Annotated in this window: 20 protein-coding genes; 17 read left to right on the forward strand and 3 right to left on the reverse strand. The window is 46.5% G+C overall.

Annotated features, from left to right (window positions below; genetic code table 11):
• Positions 1-10 precede the first annotated feature (10 nt).
• Entirely contained in the window at positions 11-3,274 is a 3,264-nt protein-coding gene (gene porW, locus ACX0G9_RS16995; protein WP_459066136.1) for a type IX secretion system periplasmic lipoprotein PorW/SprE, read from the reverse strand.
• Between the two features lie 224 nt (positions 3,275-3,498).
• On the opposite strand from porW, the gene ACX0G9_RS17000 reads away from it, so the two are divergent.
• The 5 genes from ACX0G9_RS17000 to ACX0G9_RS17020 are packed head-to-tail and all read left to right on the forward strand — an operon-like array spanning position 3,499 to position 5,681.
• Complete coding sequence (locus ACX0G9_RS17000) at positions 3,499-3,894, forward strand: hypothetical protein (protein ID WP_459066137.1); 396 nt, start codon at positions 3,499-3,501, stop codon at positions 3,892-3,894.
• Between the two features lie 27 nt (positions 3,895-3,921).
• Positions 3,922-4,371 carry a bactofilin family protein gene (locus ACX0G9_RS17005; RefSeq protein ID WP_459066138.1) on the forward strand — a complete coding sequence of 150 codons (450 nt, stop codon included), beginning with the start codon at positions 3,922-3,924 and terminating at the stop codon, positions 4,369-4,371.
• 30 nt (positions 4,372-4,401) lie between these two features.
• Positions 4,402-4,635 (forward strand): AtpZ/AtpI family protein, encoded by a 234-nt coding sequence (locus ACX0G9_RS17010; protein ID WP_459066139.1) that lies wholly within the window; start codon positions 4,402-4,404, stop codon positions 4,633-4,635.
• Complete coding sequence (locus ACX0G9_RS17015) at positions 4,625-5,029, forward strand: hypothetical protein (protein WP_459066140.1); 405 nt, start codon at positions 4,625-4,627, stop codon at positions 5,027-5,029. Before ACX0G9_RS17010 ends, ACX0G9_RS17015 begins: the two co-directional genes overlap by 11 nt.
• Positions 5,022-5,681, forward strand: coding sequence for a SprT-like domain-containing protein (locus tag ACX0G9_RS17020; RefSeq protein ID WP_459066141.1), 660 nt, complete (start codon positions 5,022-5,024; stop codon positions 5,679-5,681). Before ACX0G9_RS17015 ends, ACX0G9_RS17020 begins: the two co-directional genes overlap by 8 nt.
• Positions 5,682-6,240: 559 nt before the next feature.
• On the opposite strand, the gene ACX0G9_RS17025 is transcribed toward ACX0G9_RS17020, so the two are convergent.
• Positions 6,241-7,098, reverse strand: a complete 858-nt coding sequence (locus tag ACX0G9_RS17025) for an NIPSNAP family protein (protein WP_459066142.1) — start codon at positions 7,096-7,098, stop codon at positions 6,241-6,243.
• 208 nt (positions 7,099-7,306) lie between these two features.
• Here ACX0G9_RS17025 and ACX0G9_RS17030 point away from each other — a divergent pair, with 208 nt between their 5' ends.
• Together ACX0G9_RS17030 and ACX0G9_RS17035 are read left to right on the forward strand one after the other, a co-directional pair.
• Positions 7,307-8,026, forward strand: a complete 720-nt coding sequence (locus ACX0G9_RS17030; RefSeq protein ID WP_459066143.1) for a hypothetical protein — start codon at positions 7,307-7,309, stop codon at positions 8,024-8,026.
• A 32-nt stretch (positions 8,027-8,058) separates the two neighbouring features.
• Complete coding sequence (locus tag ACX0G9_RS17035) at positions 8,059-9,648, forward strand: serine hydrolase (protein ID WP_459066144.1); 1,590 nt, start codon at positions 8,059-8,061, stop codon at positions 9,646-9,648.
• Between the two features lie 221 nt (positions 9,649-9,869).
• Here ACX0G9_RS17035 and ACX0G9_RS17040 read toward each other — a convergent pair whose 3' ends face one another.
• A complete protein-coding gene (locus ACX0G9_RS17040; protein ID WP_459066145.1) occupies positions 9,870-10,256 on the reverse strand; it encodes a YrdB family protein in 387 nt (128 codons plus the stop codon).
• Positions 10,257-10,343: 87 nt separating this feature from the next.
• On the opposite strand from ACX0G9_RS17040, the gene ACX0G9_RS17045 reads away from it, so the two are divergent.
• The 10 genes from ACX0G9_RS17045 (at position 10,344) to ACX0G9_RS17090 (ending at position 21,514) form a co-directional block, all read left to right on the forward strand.
• Complete coding sequence (locus tag ACX0G9_RS17045; protein WP_459066146.1) at positions 10,344-11,411, forward strand: 2-dehydro-3-deoxygalactonokinase; 1,068 nt, start codon at positions 10,344-10,346, stop codon at positions 11,409-11,411.
• A 3-nt stretch (positions 11,412-11,414) separates the two neighbouring features.
• Positions 11,415-12,071, forward strand: coding sequence for a bifunctional 4-hydroxy-2-oxoglutarate aldolase/2-dehydro-3-deoxy-phosphogluconate aldolase (locus tag ACX0G9_RS17050; RefSeq protein ID WP_459066147.1), 657 nt, complete (start codon positions 11,415-11,417; stop codon positions 12,069-12,071).
• A 52-nt stretch (positions 12,072-12,123) separates the two neighbouring features.
• Entirely contained in the window at positions 12,124-13,845 is a 1,722-nt protein-coding gene (locus tag ACX0G9_RS17055; RefSeq protein WP_459066148.1) for an IlvD/Edd family dehydratase, read from the forward strand.
• A 19-nt stretch (positions 13,846-13,864) separates the two neighbouring features.
• Positions 13,865-15,178, forward strand: a complete 1,314-nt coding sequence (locus ACX0G9_RS17060) for a GntT/GntP/DsdX family permease (RefSeq protein WP_459066149.1) — start codon at positions 13,865-13,867, stop codon at positions 15,176-15,178.
• A gap of 159 nt (positions 15,179-15,337) precedes the next feature.
• On the forward strand, positions 15,338-15,850 hold the full coding sequence (locus ACX0G9_RS17065) for a hypothetical protein (RefSeq protein ID WP_459066150.1): 513 nt from the start codon (positions 15,338-15,340) through the stop codon (positions 15,848-15,850).
• Positions 15,847-16,347 carry a hypothetical protein gene (locus ACX0G9_RS17070; RefSeq protein ID WP_459066151.1) on the forward strand — a complete coding sequence of 167 codons (501 nt, stop codon included), beginning with the start codon at positions 15,847-15,849 and terminating at the stop codon, positions 16,345-16,347. Before ACX0G9_RS17065 ends, ACX0G9_RS17070 begins: the two co-directional genes overlap by 4 nt.
• Before the next feature lie 278 nt (positions 16,348-16,625).
• Positions 16,626-17,543 (forward strand): ATP phosphoribosyltransferase, encoded by a 918-nt coding sequence (gene hisG, locus ACX0G9_RS17075; RefSeq protein ID WP_459066152.1) that lies wholly within the window; start codon positions 16,626-16,628, stop codon positions 17,541-17,543.
• 18 nt (positions 17,544-17,561) lie between these two features.
• Positions 17,562-18,857 carry a histidinol dehydrogenase gene (gene hisD, locus ACX0G9_RS17080; protein WP_459066153.1) on the forward strand — a complete coding sequence of 432 codons (1,296 nt, stop codon included), beginning with the start codon at positions 17,562-17,564 and terminating at the stop codon, positions 18,855-18,857.
• A gap of 60 nt (positions 18,858-18,917) precedes the next feature.
• Positions 18,918-19,976, forward strand: a complete 1,059-nt coding sequence (hisC, locus tag ACX0G9_RS17085; protein WP_459066154.1) for a histidinol-phosphate transaminase — start codon at positions 18,918-18,920, stop codon at positions 19,974-19,976.
• A gap of 146 nt (positions 19,977-20,122) precedes the next feature.
• Positions 20,123-21,514 carry a PQQ-dependent sugar dehydrogenase gene (locus ACX0G9_RS17090; RefSeq protein ID WP_459066155.1) on the forward strand — a complete coding sequence of 464 codons (1,392 nt, stop codon included), beginning with the start codon at positions 20,123-20,125 and terminating at the stop codon, positions 21,512-21,514.
• The last annotated feature ends 3 nt before the right edge of the window (positions 21,515-21,517 follow it).

Consider the following 21,517-nt stretch of genomic DNA (forward strand, 5'->3'; position numbering starts at 1 on the left):
TTAATTCTCCTTAAAATTTGCCGGGATAAGCCGTTGAAAGGAACTTCCTGTAGGCACCCATATCCTTATTCCTTCCCAGGACGTCCAGGTTCGGTTCCGAGATGATCAGGAAGGAATATTTGTTTGTAGGTAACCAGGGTACAATTTCCCGGGGGGCGGATGCCTTTGCCTTTTTCAGATATTCCATGGCGGCCGCTTCATTTTCAAAATGACTGATGACCACTAATTTGAGGGTATCACTTAAAACAAGGTTGTCTATTGTCAGTGACTGACCGTAATAGTTTTCCAGGTTATAGCGGTTAAAGGCATTCCTGGTTTCGGTGACATAAACCGGATCCACTTTTTCTATGACAATGACCACCGAATGCGTTTTTTCAGGGGTAAAGGAAAAAACGGAGTTCATAGCCCGGATACGGGCCGCCATCTGGGCGGTATCCGCTCTGAGTTTTTGCATGACAGCCTTAACGGAATCCGATTTCTGCTTTAATATGGCCGACTGAGCCGAATCCGCACTGGCCTTCATCATGGCTACCTGGAGGGAATCGGCCTGTTTTTGCAAAAGGGCCAACTGGCCTGCATCCATCTTTATCTTGGTCAGGTTGGCGGGATCGATCTGCATCTTTTCCATGCCGGGCAGGGAAGCGGCGGGGGAAACGCCCTGGTCACGTCCGGCTGAAGGCAAATGGAGTTTGGATCTGGCTAACTGGCTTGTATCTTCCCTGACAAGCATATTGGAATCGTTCCGCACAAGGCGTTTCAAACCTGGCGTAACAGGAGCAGGAACCGGTGCGGTACTTACCATTGCGGTATCATCATCGGTAGCCCTTTTTACTTCCAGTTTAGTCAGATAATCTTCTATCTGTTTGCGACGGTTCAATACATCCAGTAAATTGGCAGCCTTGGCAGCCATGGGCGTTTTAGGGAATTTCATTTGAATCCCCGCCAAGGTCTGTTTGGCCTGGTCGTCCTGTCTGGAACGGATAAAATATACGGCTTCTATGTACAATAACTGCGGTGTCCAGTATTTGTCCCCGTAAAGGCTGTCGGCCAGTTTCTTTTCTGCAAGGGCCTCATCGAACCTCCCTTCTATAAACGAATTGTAGATCTTCTCATATTGGTGAGTGGAATTCACTTTCAAACTACCGTTAGCCGCAACGGTGGAGTCAGGATTGATCGCCATAGCAGCGAACTTCCCCTTGGGATAGTTGCCTTTCAGCATGCCTAATATTTTATTCGCATTGACCTCGTCTCCCATTTTTTTGTAACAAAAGTAGAGATTCAGCAAAGTTTCTTCCCGTAATGCGGTCTCTGGAAATTTCTGCAGCAGTTTCTCGTAAGTATCCGCCGCAGACTCGTAATCGCTTACCCCTTCCTGGTAGGACTTGCCGAGAATGAATAAGGCATGTTCAACCGAATCGGAAGATTGTTTCATTTTCTCCGGCGTAAGAGGAAGATTGTTCAGCAGGGACTTGTAACTTATCTCTCCCTGTTTGGATCCATCGGGTTTACCGCTGGCATCTCCCTGATCCAATTTCCCGGGAAGGGTACGTTGGGCGTCTTTGGCAATCGCCTGCTGCGGGCTGACCAGGGAAGATAATTGCCAGTTGTCCACATTAGGACGGTTGCCCCATTTTGTTTTAAAATCCGTATAGCCCCGAGATTTCAGGGAAGGGTTATAAAAATACCAGTCCGCAGAAGCCGCTCCGTTAGTATTAAACAAATCCGGAGGAGCCTTTGAATTATTGCCAAAGGCGACCGGGCCGGTCTGGTTGCCGGGCTGATCATCTTCTTTCAGCCCTTGTTGTTTGCGCAGGATCTTAACCAGTTTTTTGATATAGGCGTCCCGCTGATCGGGGGAGAGAGCGGCGATACGTTGTAAACTATCCTGACGATCGAGTATGAGAAGCTGTGTTACGATAAGGGCAAGACCTGCCCGTCTATCGGGCAGCCAACTCAGATCACCCATGGGCGTTGGATCCCGTTCATTGAGGTTGAGACTGTCGTAATAATTCCTGGCCAGCCGGTATCTTTTATCCTCAAAGGATAGGTTGGCGAGTTGAAGGAACGCCTTGTTCCGCAGGTTGTTGCCGATATTACCTGCAGATGCCCGGGTACAGAGGGTCAGAAAAGTAACCGCGCCGGGTTTGTTTTTTCTTTCCAGCTCCATTTGCGCAGCGGTATAATAAATGATATCCCGGTATCCGTCATAACGATCTTTACGGGCCATTTTAGCCAGGGCTTCAATGTTTTTTTGGATCATATCCTCACTGCCGTCCTTAGTCTGCCGTATGGCATTCAAACGGGCATATACCTCCATGACCGGGTTGATGGTGTGGCGGATAGTCCGCTCATAAAAAAGTTTGGCCTCATAAGGATTATTCATCCTTTCATATAATTGAGCGATCAGATATTCCCACCTGGCCTCTTCTTCCTTCCCGTCTGCCAGGGGTAACGCTTTTTCCAGGTAAATGGCCGCACTGTCATAAACGGACTGTTTGTAAAAGGACAAGGCCTGGACTTCGGCCAGGTCATGGGAAAGACGGGGCGGAAACTGAGGGTCTTTTTTTAAAATTTCAATCAGGCTGGACGCTTCGGCGTACTGATCCCTTGCCAGATAAGTCCTGATCTTCCAGATAAGGGATTCATTACGGTTAGGCGGCATGGAAAATGCCTTTTTCAGAACATTTCTTTTTTCCAGGGTGGAGACGATATTGGCATTGCCTCCGTCGTCTTCATTGGCATTACTGCCAATGGGTTTATCGTATCCATCCTTTTCCTTCGGAGCAAAGGCGTAATTCAGGAATTGGAAAGTTATATAGGCGGAATCGAAGTCTTTCCGGTAATAAAAACTTTTCCCGATTAGCATATACAGGTTATCGATCCAGTCGTTCCGCGTATCATGGATCAGGATGCCGATAGTGCATTTAAAGATAACCGAATCCAGTTCCTTTTTTTGGGCCAGGGTTGCTTCGAGGGTATAATTGTAAAAAGGGAGGAGCCGGGTATAGTCATCCCTGAACTGTTGTTTGGCCAGAGAAACGACCTCATTTAATTTGTTATTGGCATTATAGTAATAATTGTAGTGGGTGACCGTATTTTGGATAAAACGGCGGGGAGTCTTGAATTTTTTCCCGTTGGTTGATTTTTCGGAAGCCAGGGTTCTGTTCTCGAATTTCGCGGGCTTCTTCAGATCATAGACAACACCCACCTGCCCGGACACTGTCAGGTAAAAAAAGGATAAGCCGGCAAATAATAGCTTTTTGCTAGAAGTCACAATGTCCGCGTTGGTTTTGCCCGCAAGCTAAGGAAATTACCGGAGGGATTGGTGAACTTTGCCTCCGGCCAGGATAACTGCTTTTCGGGAGATTTATTGTATATGGATGTATTTTTTTTCAAAAACCCCTGACTGCCCGGCAACCAATGAAATTGGGGTCGAACACGGTTCGACCGGTTTAGTTTATTATCTTTATCCGCAAACAGTTACCGTAATTAGTTATTATGGCCAAATTCGATGCCAATTCCACGCTAAAACGCTTGCAGAATCGCTACCGCCTAGTGGTTATGAATGATGATACCTACGAAGAGGTGGTGACCTTTAAATTGTCCCGTCTGAGCGTTTATATCGTTCTCTGCACGGTTTTTGTGTTGTTGACGGGGCTGACGGTGGCTCTGATCGTATTTACCCCCCTGAAATTATATATTCCGGGATATGGGGATGTGAATAATACCAGGGACCTTCGTGAACTAAAAATACGTACTGATTCGTTAGAGCAGGAAGTTAAGTACAAGGATCAATATCTGGAGAGTATAAGGAGTGTCTTGCAGGGTAATACGACGGTGAAACTGGATACGACCACTCTGAAGATTCCCAAGCCTGAAAAGATCAATGATTAGCGCCTATTCAATTAAAATCTGATACTTATGTTTAATGGAAAATCCAAATCCGATGTCCTGGGTGAAACCCCAACAGGGACAAGCACCAGCCTTATCGGGGCCGGCACATCAATGAAAGGTGATATCACCAGCAACGGCGATATCCGCATCGACGGCACCCTTGTAGGAAGTATTCACTGCTCTGCCAAAGTAGTAATTGGCGCAAATGGCGTCGTTCAGGGTGATATCAACGGTCAGCAAGCCGATATAATGGGCAAGGTGACGGGGACTATCAAAGTGAAAGACCTGCTGCAACTCAAAGGAGGCAGTATTTTAAATGGCAATATACAGGCCTCCAAACTCCAGGTGGAACCTGCGGCTACCTTTAACGGGGAATGCCATATGGCCCTTACCAGCAGCAGTATTGCTCCTGCCGGCAAACCTGCCCAGGAAATTAAACGGGATGTAAAACATGGTGAGGCGGCGGCTATGGCATAGTTGCACACCTGTTTCTTCTGAAGAGAAATTATGGCTCAAAATAAACCGGTAAAGCCGGATAACCGCCGGGAGCTATTGCGATATGCGGGTTTGTCCACAGAGGTCGTTGCCTCTGTGGGACTTTCCATTTTTATTGGGGTAAAAGCCGATAAATGGCTACATGTTTCTTTTCCATTACTTACCTGGGCGTTACCTTTGCTGGTAATTGTGGTATTGATCGTTAAATTAATCAAAGAAAGTTCCAAGAACCGTGATGGAAAGTAATACGCCCCGCAGGCAGTTTCTGCCTATTTTATTAATATTTATCCTGTCCAGTCTCCTATTCCTGGTTGCCAAACAATGGTTGACCGGGCGGAATGTAGATCCAATGGTCCTTCTCACAGGAAATGCCATACTGTTCCTAGCTACAGCAATTTCTTTCGTGCTGTATACCAAGGCTTTGCGAAACGCAAATGTGCATGTCTTCCTCCGGATGTTATATGCCAGTCTCCTGATAAAAATGTTTTTTTGCCTGGCAGCTACCTTACTTTATGCATTAATGGCCGGGCCGGGGGTTAGCAAAATTGCCATACTCGGCTGTTTTGGGTTGTATGTAATCTATACTTTTGCAGAGGTAAAAATTTTAATGCGTTTGAGCAAGTTCCGGAAAAATGCCTAAGAAAGAAGCCCCCATTGAATATCTCAGTCAGTTTATTCCCGAAAAGGCCGCCGCCCTGGTTCTGGAGTACCTTCATCATTACAAGGTCCACCTAACGATCACGCGGGAAAGAAAAAGCGTATTGGGGGATTATCGTCATGCCACCCAGGCCCAAAATCACCGGATCAGCATCAATGGTAATCTGAATAAATATTCCTTTCTGATCACGCTGATCCATGAACTGGCTCACCTGGTGACCTTTATGGAGCACAGTAACCGGGTGCAATCTCATGGAAAGGAATGGAAATTGATCTATCGTAAAATGCTGGAAGAAGTGATCCCGCTGGGTGTATTTCCGGACGATATTCTGGCGGCCATAAAAAAATCATTGCATAATTTGCCAGCCAGTAGCTGTGCAGACGAGGGGCTGATGCGAATTTTAAAGCGATATGATAAAAATCCTGGGAATTTGTTGCTGGTAGAACAAATAGAGGAAGGGGCCAGTTTTGTTATCGGAGACACGCAGGGGGATGAAAGAGTATTCCGAAAAGGGAAAAAATTGAGAAAAAGGTACCAATGTGTTGAACTGTCCACCGGAAAATTGTATCTTTTCAGTCCAATCTATGAAGTAAAACCAGTTCCTGTTGTACCCGCAAGGAACTTATCCAAATAATTCAGTTAAATTTGACCAACCTTTGTACCTGCCTTATCCCTTGTAATCTTTATCCAGGTACTTACTGTTAGTTTTCCTCGCAAACCCTTACTCAACCTGTAGACCTTTCCATGATTGTTACCCTGTAGTTCCGGCTGCGATTACCTGTTTGCCATATAATTCCAATAAGCCCGTTTTTAATTCCCGAATGTACCTGGTCAGGGTCAATGACCCCTTTAAATTTTACTTATGAAAAGATGCTTTTGACACACTGCCCCTCCAAGGGGGAGGGCGTACCTAAAGACTGATCTCTAAGTGATTATGCCAGATGATTCTATCAGACTTGTGCCTAACTCAGGATGGCCATCAGGCTATATAAAAGGGCTATGGAGACGATAAGGATGCCGATAAATGGTTTGTCTGCGTTGCTCATAATGGTAAATTGCGGGTAAGTAAAACGGATTATTATATTGATAACGTTTTACTTTATGCAAATAGTGTGCCGCAGGGTTAAAATTCGGGATAAATGAACCACCCCAGGCCTCGGGATGGTGCGTCTGATTATAGATATAAGGCTGCTTTACAAATCCGAATAATCCGCAGGATGCATAAACACGATATCAATATGCGAGACATTATTCTGGTATTCGGGGGAAGCAGATAATTTTTTCCAGAAAGGATCTTCTCCGAATGCCTTCCAGTGCTGGTCGCGGGAAGCCTTGTTCTCAAAGCTGGTCATGTACATAAGATTCGGCATATGACTTCCTGAAATAACGGAGGCATAAAAGATAGCATTAAAGCCGAGTCTTTTGAACAGGCTCACTTCCCCGCCTTCATTAAACATCCGGACCTTATTCTGAAAGATCTTTTCGGTTGGCCCCTCATAACTTCTCAGCTCATAAATACGATCGCTGGCGGGAGTCGTCAGAGCCGTTGGCGCTTCCAGGACAGGCATGTCGGGAAATGCCTGTAAAAGGATGGATTCGATACGAACATATGGAGGGTCACTGTGCATGGCTTCCAGGTAATCCTTCCCGTCAGCAAGGTATTGGGGGTCTTTATCCAGGGACGCTGAAAGTGCTGTGAATTTATCGGCAGAACGGAAGGGGACAAGTACATAGATCCGGCGAATGGTGTCCTTATCATTGTCTACAGGTTTGAAAACACCCACCTGTTTGATGCCTTGCCGGTGAAGAGCGGGTAAGTAGGCCAACTGAAGATACCTGTCCATTCTTTCCTCCTGCTGTTTGGTCTTTACCTCATATATTTTGATCGAAAAGAATTGTTGTTTGGGTGACATATAAAGGGAAAGGGCATTGGAGGTAACGGTTGGGATGTTATTAATTATAAAATGTTTGGATGCATTCGCCTGTCGGTTTATGATGAGAACCAGGATAAAAAATAAAATACAATTACGGCGGTTTATGGGTTTCTTCATTTTTTAAAATATTGAGTATGAATAGTTTTGATCAGAATCTGTAATAAATATACAAATGTATTAGGGGTGATTGGGTAAAATTAATTGTGTATGATTATTGCAAAAGGGAAAATTAAGAAAATCAAGGAACAAGTCTGCCCGTTTTAACAAAAACTTGAACACCCGTTGGGTAAAATATGAGAAGATAAAGCTAAATTGGGCCGCACCTATGCGTTACACTGGCCTTTTTGTTTTATTTGTCTTGTTATTCCTATTGGTATCCTGCGATTCTTTCGCCCAGCAATTCGTGCGTGGGAAAATCCATAAGAAAGAAAGCACCGAAATGCTTCAATCGGTGACCGTCCGAAATTTCAGTAAGGAAGAGTTTAATCTTTCGGACATGGGAGGTAATTTCAGGATCCTTGCCGAGAGGGGGGATACCCTGATCTTTTCTTCAGCCGGTTACAAATCGGATACCCTCGTAGTTGGTACTTTTATGTTATCGGATGGGGTGGACGTATTCCTGGAACCAAGAGTGGTGGCTTTACCCTCTGTAAGGGTAGGTGGGGTCAGCAATTATCAGCTTGACTCCCTTCAGCGAAGGAAAGACTATGACTGGGTCTATGATCATGGGAAATCAAAATTGCTGGAAAAAGACCGGCACGGCAGGGATGGGGTAGGTATAGGGTTGAATATCCCCACCCGTTCAACCGCAGATAAACAAAGAGAAAAACTAAAAAAACGATTGATCCAGGAAGAGGAGGATTATTATATCGATTCCCGTTTTACCCGTGATTATGTCACCAGGCTTACCAAAATGCAAGGCGATTCCTTACAAACCTTTATGATCCGTTACCGTCCAAGCTACGAGTTTTGCCGGACCGCCACCAACCAGGATATTCTTTTATATATTAACGATAGCTGGAAAAAATTTAAGACCGGCGGTTAATCCACATCGATAAAAGGGGTATTTTCAGGGGTATGAAACCTGCACTCCTTTTTTTATTACCCATCTTTTCTTTTTCTGTTTTGTTGTTTTATGGCCAGGAGCCATCCCCGCCAGAGAAAAAATCACCATCCCCGCCAGGGAAAAAAATACGTACTGCACCTATTTCCCGGGAGAATGAAACGGTTGTTTTTGACCGGTATATTCAGCAGGCACTGCCCTTATGGAAAACGCCGGGATTGTCAGTCGTCGTTGTTAAGGATGATAAGGTCGTGTTCCGAAAAGGATACGGTGTTGCAGAGTTGGGTAAGGCTGCTCCTTTTTCGGATGAAACCGTCTCGATTTGTGCATCCACGACAAAGGCCATGACGGCTGTTTGTATGGGCATGCTGGTAGATGAAGGAAAAGTAAAATGGACGGACAAATTAAAAAGCATATTTCCGGGTTTCCGTTTGTATGACCCTTATGTCACCGATGAAATCACCGTAAAGGATCTGTTTACCCATAACACGGGATTGGGTAATGCAGATATGCTTTGGGAGTTTGGCTTTTCCAGGGAAGAGATCCTGCGCAAAATGCAACTCCTGCCTCCGGCATATTCTTTCCGTTCTTCTTTTGTGTATCAAAATCTTATGTATATCGTAGCCGGCGAACTGATCCGTCAGCTAAGCGGTCAGCCCTGGGAGGATTTTATTACCCAACGATTGTTCACCCCGTTGGGAATGGGTCATACCTATGCCAGTTATAAAAAATCGAGGGGCGATAACAATCTTGAAGTGCCACATTTTTTGATTGGCGACAGCGTACGGCCGATACTCAGCCTGGAAAAAGACAATATTGGGCCCGCCGGAGGAGTGTGGTCCAATGCGGAGGATATGGGCAAATGGATGTTGTTTCTTTTGGATAGTGCAACGGCTCCCGCAGGCAAACGATTATTGTCGGCAGGTGTTTATGGAGAGATATTCAAACCGCAAGCCCTTGTTCCGGATAATGAATTTTATCCCAGCAGCCAATTGACGCATCCACACTGGACCACTTATGGATTGGGATGGTTTCAGGAAGACTACCGGGGCAAGATGGTACAATTCCATACCGGCAGCCTGGATGGAGCTGTTGCCATTGTGGGCCTGCTGCCTTCGGAGCATTTCGGCATCTATGTTTTTGGCAATCTCGATCATACGGAGATCCGGCATGTACTTTTATATAAAGCAATGGATCTTTGGGGATTCCGGGAGAAGCAAGGTGAACCGGGACGGGACTGGAGCGTCGAGTTCTACAATTTGTATAAAAAGATCCGGGAAGAAGGAAAGAAAAAGGACAGGGAGAAAGAAGCATCGCGGGTGTCCGGCACAAAACCTTCTCTGCCTCTGGCCTCCTATTGCGGCCAATATGAAAATGAAGTTTACGGCAAGTTGGTGATCAAATTGTCCGGTGACTCGTTGATCATGGAGTTCCCTAACAATATCAGTTTGTATTTACAGCACTGGCATTTTGATACGTTCACCGGCAAATACAATTACTTCTGGTATGATAAAAGCTGGGTCCGATTCTTCCTGGACGAAGGAGGCAAGATTAGTCAATTCGAGAAGGATGGCACGGTTTATAAAGTAAAACCGGTTAGGTAGTACCGAAGGTACAGACATTAGAGACGAACCTTATAAGGGTTATTTTTTTGAAAAACCCTTATATCGTTCCATACCGGGCAAGGGCCGGTAGTACCGAAGGTACAGACATTAGAGACGAAGGATACAAGGGTTATTTTTTCGAAAAACCCTTGTATCCTTCCATACCGGGCAAGGGCCGGTAGTACCGAAGGTACAGACATTAGAGACGAACCTTATAAGGGTTATTTTTTTGAAAAACCCTTATAAGGTTCGTTCCTCAGCATGACCCAGGTCCTGTCATAGGAAACGATATAATGCAGGACCAGGATTACCGCCATGATCCAACTTAAGAGGGTATGTCCCAGATCATGCAATGCCCATACGGCAAACCCGAAAAGGATCCATTCCAGGAGCAGGCGCAGCATACCGGGAATTTCCACAGGGGCGGGCCTGGGATCATCGGCTATCCGGAATATTCCCCACAAGGCCGCTGCTGACAAGGGCAGGCCTACCGCCAGGATGTAATGAACCCAGGATTCATTGAGGTGCCACCCCCAATACCCCAGTACGATCAGCATAATTATTTCAAGAAGAAAACGTACAGCAAGATTAATGGGATTCTTATTCACGACTGATTTTTGAGTTATGGTTGTCCGGCAAATTTACCGGTTAACCGTTATCTTCGTTTCAATTCTTTACATTTCCAAAAATCCAACTTGTCAACGATCGGATCTGATTATATAAAATCTTTCCAATGGTCAGCCGTTCAATCATTCCTGAGCTGCGATTGGGGAACATCATCTCTCAGACTGCGTCTGGCCGATCCGGTTAAGATGGATATCCTGGCTGAGGAACGATCCGGCAATGGGATCCGGGAAACATTTCTCCGGTGGCAGCAAACAGAATCTACCGACCCCGCAAAAAGAATTTCTTTCTACCTGGCCGTTATCGCGAACCTGATCAAATGCATCGAAGATAAGCTGCAGACCTCCTTGTCCGGGGTTCCTGTTGTCTTTTCAGGAATGGCGTCCTCCTCTGTTGGTATACTGGAACTTCCTTACCAAGCCTTACCTTTCCAGGCGGGTAAAGATGAACTAATCACAAAATCTCTTTTTATAGAAGAGACGTTCCCCCATCCCGTTCTGCTGATTTCCGGATTAAAAAAGGAAGATGACGTTATGCGGGGGGAAGAAACCCAATTGATAGGATGTTTGCAGGCAGGGGGATGGCAGGGGGACGGTCTGTATCTTTTTCCCGGGACACATTCCAAGCATATCCTGGTGAAGGATGATACGATCATCGATTTCTCGACCTATATGACCGGAGAGTTTTTCCAGCTGCTTTCAGAAAAAAGCCTGTTGAGCGGCTCAGTGGAAAAGGACGATGAAGCCAGCCTGCAGTCGGCGGCTAATCTGGCCGGTTTTCAACAGGGGGTTAAAGATGCTGCCGGTGCCAATCTGCTGCATAGCGCTTTCCAGGTAAGGATCCAGGGGCTCTTTCAACTTTTATCCAAAAAGGAAAACTATTTTTACCTGAGTGGCCTGTTGATAGGAACAGAATTGGGCGCAATTCTTGGAAAGGATAAAAGCTGCGGGAACAGATCTTCCCCAATCAATGATGCAACCCATCTTTATTTGTGTTGCGGGGATGGTTTAAAAGAATATTATGAAAAGGCATTGGAAGCGATTGCTCTTTGTAAAAGAGTTCATATATTCCCTGCTGACTGGGTAGACAAAGCCGTAGTAAGGGGGCAGCACTTGATCTTAACACAAAGTACACGATAATAGATGGGCCGATCATTTTCCTGGAAAGCGTTTAATACGATCCCGGTGGTAGGGATCCTGCGAAATATTCCCCTTGCCCGGGCGACGGGGCTGGCAGGACCTTATTGCGAATCCGGGATGACCACACTGGAAATCACGATGAATTCCCCAGACGCAGCGGCTACGCTCGCTGCCCTGGTAAAAACTTTTGGTGACAGGCTAAATATCGGTGCAGGAACCGTGTGTAATAAAACAGATCTCGAAAAAGCACTTGATGCGGGCGCTCAGTTCATTGTAACTCCCATCCTCGATAAACGGGTGATTAAAACCTGTCTCCGAAAAAAAATACCTGTTTTTCCCGGAGCGTATACCCCAACGGAAATTTATAAGGCATGGTCCCTTGGCGCTGATATGGTCAAAGTCTTTCCCGCAACCGATCTGGGGCCGGGTTTTATAAAAGAAGTATTGGCGCCGCTTAACCGGCTTTCCTTATTGCCTACCGGAGGAGTAACCCCGGGAAATTTCATAGATTTTTTTAAGGCGGGTGCGAAAGGAGTGGGTATGGGAAGTCATTTATTTCCCATACAAATGATTGAAAAAGAAAGCTGGGCGGAGATGGGGGCTTTGTTTTCCAGCCTGGTTAACACTTACCGTAATTTTCAGTTGAACGGGAAATCATGAAATCAGGATAACATTTCCTGAATTTTATACTCTTTTAAATTTTTATTCGACTATGATGGCTGAATTCAGAAGCAGGGATTGGTTTGGTAAAACGGACAAAATGGGATTCATTTACCGTAGCTGGATGAAGAACCAGGGTTTTCCAGAGGATCTTTTCGATGGCCGTCCGGTGATCGGAATCTGTAATACCTGGTCAGAACTTACACCTTGTAATGCTCATTTACGGGATATCGCCGAAGTCGTCAAGCGGGGTGTATACGAAGCCGGTGGTTTCCCCGTCGAATTTCCCGTGATGTCCCTGGGAGAGACCCTGCTCAAGCCTACGGCCATGTTGTTCAGAAACCTGGCCAGTATGGACACGGAAGAATCAATAAGAGGTAACCCTCTGGACGGAGTCGTACTTTTAACGGGATGCGATAAGACAACTCCTTCTACGCTGATGGGGGCCGCCAGTGTCAACCTGCCCACGCTTATCGTGCCGGGAGGGCCGATGCTGAATGGTAAATTCCAAGGCAGGGATATCGGTTCGGGTACGCATGTCTGGAAATTTGCTGCGGATCGGAAAACAGGGAGCATGACGGATCAGGATTATCTGTTGGCTGAAAGTTGTATGTCCCGGAGTGCCGGTCATTGTATGACGATGGGCACGGCATCCACAATGGCCTGTATGGTAGAATCGCTGGGACTGACCCTTCCCGGCGCGGCAGCGATACCGGCGGTTGATTCCCGGAAAAAGGTACTTGCCCATCTTTCCGGAAGGCGCATCGTTGAAATGGTGAAGGAGAACCTTCGTTTGTCGGATATTCTGACCAGGCCCGCTTTTGAAAACGCTATAAAAGTAAATGCAGCGATAGGAGGGAGTACAAATTTTCTCATTCATCTGACTGCCATTGCCGGCCGGATCGGAGTTCCATTGGATCTGGAGGATTTTGACCGGCTGGGCAGTCATATCCCTCTCTTATTGAACCTGATGCCCTCCGGAAAGTTCCTGATGGAGGATTTTTATTATGCAGGCGGATTGCCGGTGATCCTCAATGAACTAAAGGAATTGCTGGACCTCGACGCCCTCACGATTACCGGAAAAACACACCGTGAAAATATCGACGGGCATAGTACCTGCTACAACAGAGAAGTCATCGCTTCTTTTGATAATCCCCTTATCCAGGAAGCAGGGATTGCCGTTCTCAAAGGAAATTTATCGCTTAACGGATCGGTCATCAAACCTTCAGCGGCCACTCCTGCCCTAATGCAGCACAGAGGGAGGGCCGTAGTATTTGAAAACATAGAAGAATATCATAGCCGGATAGACGACCCGGAGCTGGATATCGACGAGACTTGTATCATGGTGCTAAAGAACGTTGGGCCTGTTGGTTATCCCGGGATGCCTGAGGTTGGCAATATGACCTTGCCAAAAAAGGTACTGGATAAAGGCGTAACCGATATGGTAAGGATTTCGGATGGAAGAATGAGCGGTACGGCATTCGGTACCGTTGTTCTCCATGTTTCGCCGGAGGCAGCTATCGGAGGTACATTGGCATTGGTAAAGAACGGAGACTGGATCGAACTGGATGTGGCAGGCAGAAGACTGCACCTTGACGTCGGAGAGGAGGAATTGGAAAAAAGGAGGGCGGGTTGGAAAAAGACCGGCCTGCCGGGGTTGGACAGGGGATATGTAAGCCTTTACGTACAACATGTACAACAGGCCGATAAAGGCGCAGACCTGGATTTCCTGGTCGGAGGGTCAGGACCGGCAGTTACACGCGATTCTCATTAATTTTATTTTATTTCAGCTTATGACCCTTCTAATCATATTGCTTGGCCTTTTGATCCTGGTCCTCCTGATCACCTGGGGAAAGGTGAATGCCTTTCTGGCTTTTTTGCTGGTTTCCCTTTTTACAGGATTATGTTTAGGAATTCCATTTTCCCAGATCGGGCAGTCTCTCTACAAAGGCATCGGCAACACCCTGGGACAGCTTTCGGTGGTTATCGTACTGGGTGCCATGTTAGGGAAGCTGGTAGCGGAAAGCGGCGGTGCTCAGCAGATAGCTACCGTGATGATGACTGCCTTTGGAAAAAAGTATATTCAATGGGCATTGGTTGTTACCGGTATTATCATCGGAATCCCCCTTTTTTATGATGTGGGTTTCGTCCTGATGGTTCCCCTTATCTTTTCTGTAGTCTACAAATATAAATTACCGGCCGTTTATATCGGGTTGCCCATGATGGCGGCCTTATCGGCAACCCATGGTTTTCTTCCCCCTCATCCTGCTCCGGCAGCGCTGGTTTCGGCCTTTAATGCCAATATGGGCGTGACCCTTTTGTATGGTTTAGCCGTTGCCATTCCTGCCATTATCATTGCAGGTCCGCTCTATTCGAGAACCTGCCGGAATATAATTGCCTCCCCGCTGGAAGGGCTTGTAGCGGAAAACAAGCCTGACAATGAGTTGCCGGGAGTGGCCAATAGTTTTCTTTCCTCCCTGCTGCCGGTTATCCTGCTGATGCTATCGACTATGCTGCCGCTGATCCTGCCGGAAGGAGAGCGGGTCAGATCCTTTATGAAATTCCTGAGCGATCCCGGCATTATCCTGCTGCTGGCAATCTGTATTGCCACTTATACCCTTGGCCTGCGCATGGGTAAAAGTATGAAGCAGATCATGAGGATTTATGAGGAAGCTATCAAAGATATCGCCGCGATCCTATTGATCGTGGCGGGGGCAGGCGCCCTTAAAGAGGTGTTCATCGACAGCGGAGTGAGCAAGGATATCGCATCTGCCTTACAGGGGTGGCCCGTCCACCCCCTTATATTGGGATGGCTGATTGCTGCCATCATAAGGGTTTGCCTTGGGTCGGCTACAGTTGCAGGCCTGACCACAGCAGGGATCATATTGCCCATCATGAAACAGACTCATGTGAATCCCAATCTCATGGTCTTATCCATAGGAGCGGGAAGTTTGATGTTCTCACATGTAAATGACGGAGGATTCTGGCTTTTTAAAGAATATTTCAATCTAACCATAAAGGACACATTACGGTCCTGGTCGGTTATGGAGACGTTATTGTCCCTGATCGGGCTGGGAGGCGTACTGCTGCTGAATCTTTTTGTATGAACTTTTTTTTTGGTTTCTGTCACCCGGTAAAGGAGGTTCTGTAGAGGACATAATTCTGAAAAACTATCATTTAAATATTTATAAATAAATAATATGTGTTATTTTCATGGCTGATTTATCACCAGAATACCTGTATTCAAATATCCTATTATTTTGTAAATGACGATTACCAAAGATATCCTAAAAACTGAATTGTTTTCCGGTCAACAGCAGGCAGTCGAGCTCTTGTATTCCAAATATAGCAGTATGCTGTATAGTTACGTATTACAATTTGTTCCGGAAAAGCAGGAAGCCGATAATTTATTTGTTAATATTTTTGCGAGTCTGGCACCCCGGTTGCAGGAGGCCTGTGATTCCGGGTTGAGTATTTATTGCTGGATGCAGGTGGAAGCGAGAAAGATTATCCTTACCCTTGCCGAGCCTTGCAAAAATGGAGCAACCTCAGTTAGCCCTGCTGCGGGTAAATCCCTTAATTTTGAAGAGGGGCATCAGAAAGCTCATTATCTTTCTCTGTTGGAGGAAGCGTCGGATGAGCAAAAATGGGTGTTTTGGGAATTATTCATATGCGGCCGGCAGAAAGAGGAACTTGCCATTGAATCGGGAAGGGAAAAAGAGGATATTAACAAGCTGTTGCGCGAAGGTCTACTTATCATTAGAAAAAAATTAGGGTGAATATTCAGGAATTTATTAAAAGTGGGATAATCGAAGCCTATGTGTTCGGCCTGGCCTCTGTTGAGGAGATTGAGATCATGGAGACCTATTTGCCAATTTACCCTGAGTTAAGACATGCGTTGGGTGATTTCGAGCTTAAATTGGAAACATTTTCCATGAACAGGGGTGTTCCCCCACCAAATGATCTGGAAAGTAAAATCAGGGCTCGTTTGCTGCAGTTGCCAGCCGTGAAGCCGACTTATAAACAAACTAAAGGTAACGGTCAAAAGGAGGATCCTCCCATAAATGACTATCTGCCGGTTAAAACCACTTCCTCCTTCATACAGGTACACAAATTCTGGAGGGTTGCCTTTTTTACTGTCTTTGTTATATCAAAGATTTTATTAGTACTCTTCATTTATTTCCTGATCAAATACCAGAATGCCCGCGCTGAACTCCTCATTTTACAGGGAAAGACCGTTCCAACTGTCAGCGCGCCTGCCATACCGGGGAAATAACCTTTTCTATTTTTTTGGCTGAATCTCAAATTAAATTTTGGGTATTCGGTTTTCACTATTAATTTTGGGCCTCGATTATGAATAATAACAGACAACATCATCACCACCATTTTTTCTTACCGCAAGGGTAGGCCGGTGATGTTTTGTTGTACAAAATAAAACTTTTAAAGGGCTTACCAGACGGTAAGCCCTAATTTTTTTGTGGGTTTCCCAGCGATAACCGGGCGAAGCGAAAGTGACCTAAAAATAAAACGAAGACCAGTAAACCAATAAATGAAATGAAAACAAGTAACAATAAGAATAGCGAGTTACAAAACTCCCCCATTAGGGGGTTGGAGGGTAAAAAGCTAAAAATTGCCATTCAGAAGTCAGGACGTTTGTACGATGAATCGGTAAAACTCCTTAAAGACTGTGGCATTGAACTAAAGAACGGAGTCAATAAACTGAAAACGGAATCGGACAATTTTCCCATTGAGGTCTATTTTCTGCGGGACGATGATATTCCGCAATATGTGGAAGATGCTGTAGCCGATATCGGGATCGTAGGAGAGAATGTGCTTTATGAAAAGAATAAGAAAGTAGATATCGTAGAATCACTTGGCTTTGGAAAATGCCGTTTGTCTGTTGCAGTGGGCAGAAGTGAGCATTATGAGGGGGTCGGTTATCTGCAAGGGAAACGGATCGCTACCACCTATCCTTTGCTGGTGCAGCAGTTCCTGGAAAAAAATAAGATCGGTGCTGAAATTCACGAGATCAGCGGGTCGGTCGAAATAGCTCCCGGTATTGGCCTGGCAGATGCGATCGTCGATCTGGTCAGCAGCGGAAGTACTTTGTTCATGAATGGATTGAAAGAAGTGGAAACGGTATTACAATCCCAGGCCGTCCTGATCCGGAATAAAAATCTTGACCCGGCTCTGCAGCAGATCCTGGAGAAATTCCTGTTTCGTATCCGGGCCGTAAAAAAAGCCAGGCATACTAAGTATGTCCTGTTAAATGCACCGAACGACAAACTGACCGAGATCATTCAATTGTTGCCCGGTATGAAATCCCCGACCGTACTTCCCCTGGCCGAACCAGGATGGAGCAGTGTTCACAGCGTGCTGAATGAAAATGATTTCTGGGATATTATTGAACGTCTGAAAGAGGCCGGCGCACAGGGGATCCTGGTTATCCCGATCGAAAAAATGGTGATTTGATATACTAAATACGAAAGGATGAAAATAATCGATATCGGTAACCCGTCTGCTCTTTCTCCCGGTGAGCGGCTGCGCCTGCTGGCCCGTCCTGCTTTTGATACAAGTGCTCTGGAGAGTACGGTGGCTGGTATATTAGCCGATGTTAAACAACATGGGGATGAGGCCATTAAAAAGTATTCCCTGCAATTCGATAAGGTTGCGCCCGAGAATCTGCTGGTTAGCGCCCGTGAAATCGAAGACGCTTCAAACCTGATCGATGCGGACCTGAAGGCGGCCATTGGACTGGCAAAAGAGAATATCGAGCTCTTTCACCGCACGCAGATCGTTCCGGAAGAGTTTGCCGAGACGCGGCTGGGAGTAAGATGCTGGAGAAAACCGGTAGCTATTGAGAAAGTCGGTCTTTATATCCCCGGCGGATCTGCCCCGCTTTTCTCTACCTTGCTGATGTTGGCAATACCGGCGCGGATCGCGGGCTGCAGGGAAATCATCCTTTGCTCTCCTCCCGATCCGAAGGGTAATCTCCATCCGGCTATTCTTTATGCCGCCGGTCTGATAGGGGTAACAAAAATTTTCAAGGCCGGAGGCGTGCAGGCCATTGCTGCAATGGCCTATGGTACGGCTACTATCCCCAATGTCTATAAGATCTTCGGGCCTGGTAATCAATACGTAACCTGCGCCAAACAATTGGTCCAGAAAGATGGCCTGGCCATCGATATGCCCGCCGGACCCAGTGAGGTCGCGGTGTATGCAGATGAAACGGCCTATCCTGCATTTGTAGCTGCGGACCTGCTTTCCCAGGCAGAACATGGTGCGGACAGCCAGGTGATACTTGTCAGCTCTTCCCGTTCCCTGATCGACTTTGTTCTGGCGGAGATCGATAAACAACTGGCTGAATTGCCCAGGGCGGATATAGCCCGCAGAGCCCTGGAACATAGCCGCGCCTTCTTTGTTAACGATTCCCGGGAAGCCATGGACCTGTTGAATGAATATGCGCCCGAACATCTGATCCTGGCCTGTAAAGATCCGGAAGAACTGGCAGGACAGGTCATCAATGCGGGATCGGTTTTTCTCGGTCATTTCTCCCCGGAAAGCGTTGGCGATTATGCCAGTGGAACCAATCACGTGCTGCCCACCAACGGGTATGCCAAAGCATATAGTGGGGTGAGCCTGGATAGTTTTGTAAAGAAGATCACTTTTCAGCAATTGACCCGGGAAGGGATCAGGCTGATCGGTCCTTCGGTAGAAAAGATGGCTTTGGCCGAAGGGCTGGAGGCTCATGCCAATGCCGTAAGGGTAAGACGAAAAGAGAACTGACATTACTCCGGGCAAGACATGGTTGTAAGCATGTTTTTTGATTAATCCGAATACATATATATGTTCCAGCTAGAGAATCTTTTGAGAGAAAATATCAAACAATTGGTCCCTTATTCATCGGCCCGTGACGAATTTAAAGGAGAGGCAAGCGTGTTTATCGATGCCAATGAGAACAGCCTGGGATCACCGCTAACGAAATGGTATAACCGCTACCCGGATCCGATGCAATGGAAAGTAAAGGAAGCCCTGAGCAGGATCAAGGGAGTTCCGCCCCAGCATATTTTTCTGGGCAATGGCAGCGATGAATGCATTGACGTTCTTTTCCGGGCAGTCTGTAACCCGGGCAAGGATAATATCATCATCAATCCTCCTACATACGGCATGTATGAAGTGAGCGCACATATCAATGATATAGAGATCCGTCGCGCTGTCCTCCTTGACGATTTTCAACTTGACCTGGTGCATCTGGAGAACCTGATCGACGAGCATACCAAGATCATCTGGATCTGCTCCCCGAATAATCCTACTGCCAATAATATTAACCGTCAGGACATAGAGACCGTCCTGAATAACTTTCAGGGTTTAGTGGTGGTGGATGAAGCCTATATCAACTTTTCCCGTCATAAGTCATTTGTGCAGGAATTAAGCGATTACCCCAACCTGGTCGTTTTACAAACGATGAGTAAAGCATGGGGGCTGGCAGGTCTTCGTCTGGGTATGGCTTTTGCAAGCGAGGCTATTATCGGGGTCTGCAATAAAGTGAAACCTCCGTATAATATCAGCCAGGCAACCCAGGAATTAGCTCTGAAAGCATTGGATGAGGTGGAACAGGTCAATGATATGATCCGGATCCTGGTAGCTTCGCGGGAAAAACTGATCCGGGAACTGGCGGGATTGCCCCTGATAATAAAAATCTATCCCAGCGACGCCAATTTTCTGCTGGTTAAGACGGTTGACGCCAACGGGATCTATGATTTCCTTCTTCAGGAAGGAATCGTTGTCCGCAATCGCAGTAAGGTGGAGCTTTGTGAGGGCTGTCTCCGGATCACGGTGGGGACGGAGGAAGAAAATGGACTTTTGTTGAATTCCCTCCGGAAATATGCTGGCCTGCCCTCGTAAACCAGGACATCCTAAGAGAAAACTTAGTGACCGGCGCGGGAAATACTCCGGATGAACGGAAGGGCTGGAATTGATTTTTTGAACTAAATTACAGGCCATAAGATTTTTCGAGATTTATTTTTCTACATAGGTGTCAATTATTTGCCATGTTTCCATCATATCATCATTTAACCGATCAATTTCCCATGAACCATCCATCCACATTATCAACATTCACTCCATCCAGGAAATTTTCGCCCAAGGCGCTGTATTTTCTGTTAGGACTTTGCATGACGGGTTTGTTTGCCTGTGCGGGCGATACGTCAAAAAAGACGGACGGTCCTTCCGCAATTTCCGATCCTTCGGTAATAGAAAATGCCATAGATACCAGTATCAAACTGCCCTCCGGTTTTAAGGCTTCTGTCCTGGCAGATGGATTAGGGAAGGCCAGGCATATTGCAGTGACGGACAATGGCATCGTCTATGTAAAGCTGGAAAAACTGAAAGACGGTAAAGGTATTTATCGTTTGGAGGACACCAATGGGGATGGAAAAGCAGATAAGATCAGCGGTTTTGGGAGCTTTGCCGGAACGGGAATGGTGGTTCGGAATGGGTATCTGTATGCCTCCTCCGATGAAGAAGTGTTTCGATACAAACTCGATGCTTCCAACAATGTGACAGATCCGGCAAATCCTGAAAAGATAGTGACCGGTCTGTTGAGTCGTGGGGAACATGAGGCCAAAGCGATCACCCTGGATTATGACGGAAATCTCTATGTAAATATCGGGGCCTATTCCAATTCCTGTCAGGTCCAGGACAGGGCAAAAGGTTCTTTGGGCAGAAATCCTTGTGTCATCCTTGATTCAGCGGGCGGGATCTGGCAATTCAAAGCGGATAAGGTTAACCAAACTTATGGGGACGGGATCCGTTATGCGACGGGGCTGCGTAATGTGGTTGGATTAGACTGGAATAAGACAACCAATACTTTGTTTGTCATGCAACATGGCCGCGATCAGCTGCATGATATTTTCCCGGATATGTTTACGATACAGCAAAATGCGGAGCTTCCTGCCGAATGTATGTATGAACTGCACAAAGGTTCCGATTGCGGATGGCCGTATATTTATTACGATCCTGCCCAGCGCAAAAAAATACTGGCTCCAGAATACGGAGGGGATGGCAAAAAGACAGGAGGAGAGAATGCTCAGGACCCTGTAGTCGCTTTCCCTGCACATATTGCGCCCAATGGTCTGCTGTTCTATACCGGCAATCAATTTCCGGAGAAATATAAGAATGGCGCTTTCGTAGCCTTTCATGGCTCCTGGAACCGCGCACCCGAGCCTCAGAAAGGTTTTCTGGTGGCCTTTGTTCCATTTAAGGATGGCAAACCCAGCGGGGAATGGGAGATCTTTGCCGATAATTTTTCCGGGGGGCCTGAATTAACTGCTTCCGGAAGGGCCAAACACCGTCCCTGTGGCCTGGCGCAAGGACCCGATGGATCGATTTATGTAACCGACGATGCAAAAGGAACAATCTGGAAAATTTCCTACGGGAAGTAAATT

It is taken from the genome of Flavitalea flava (assembly GCF_054461575.1).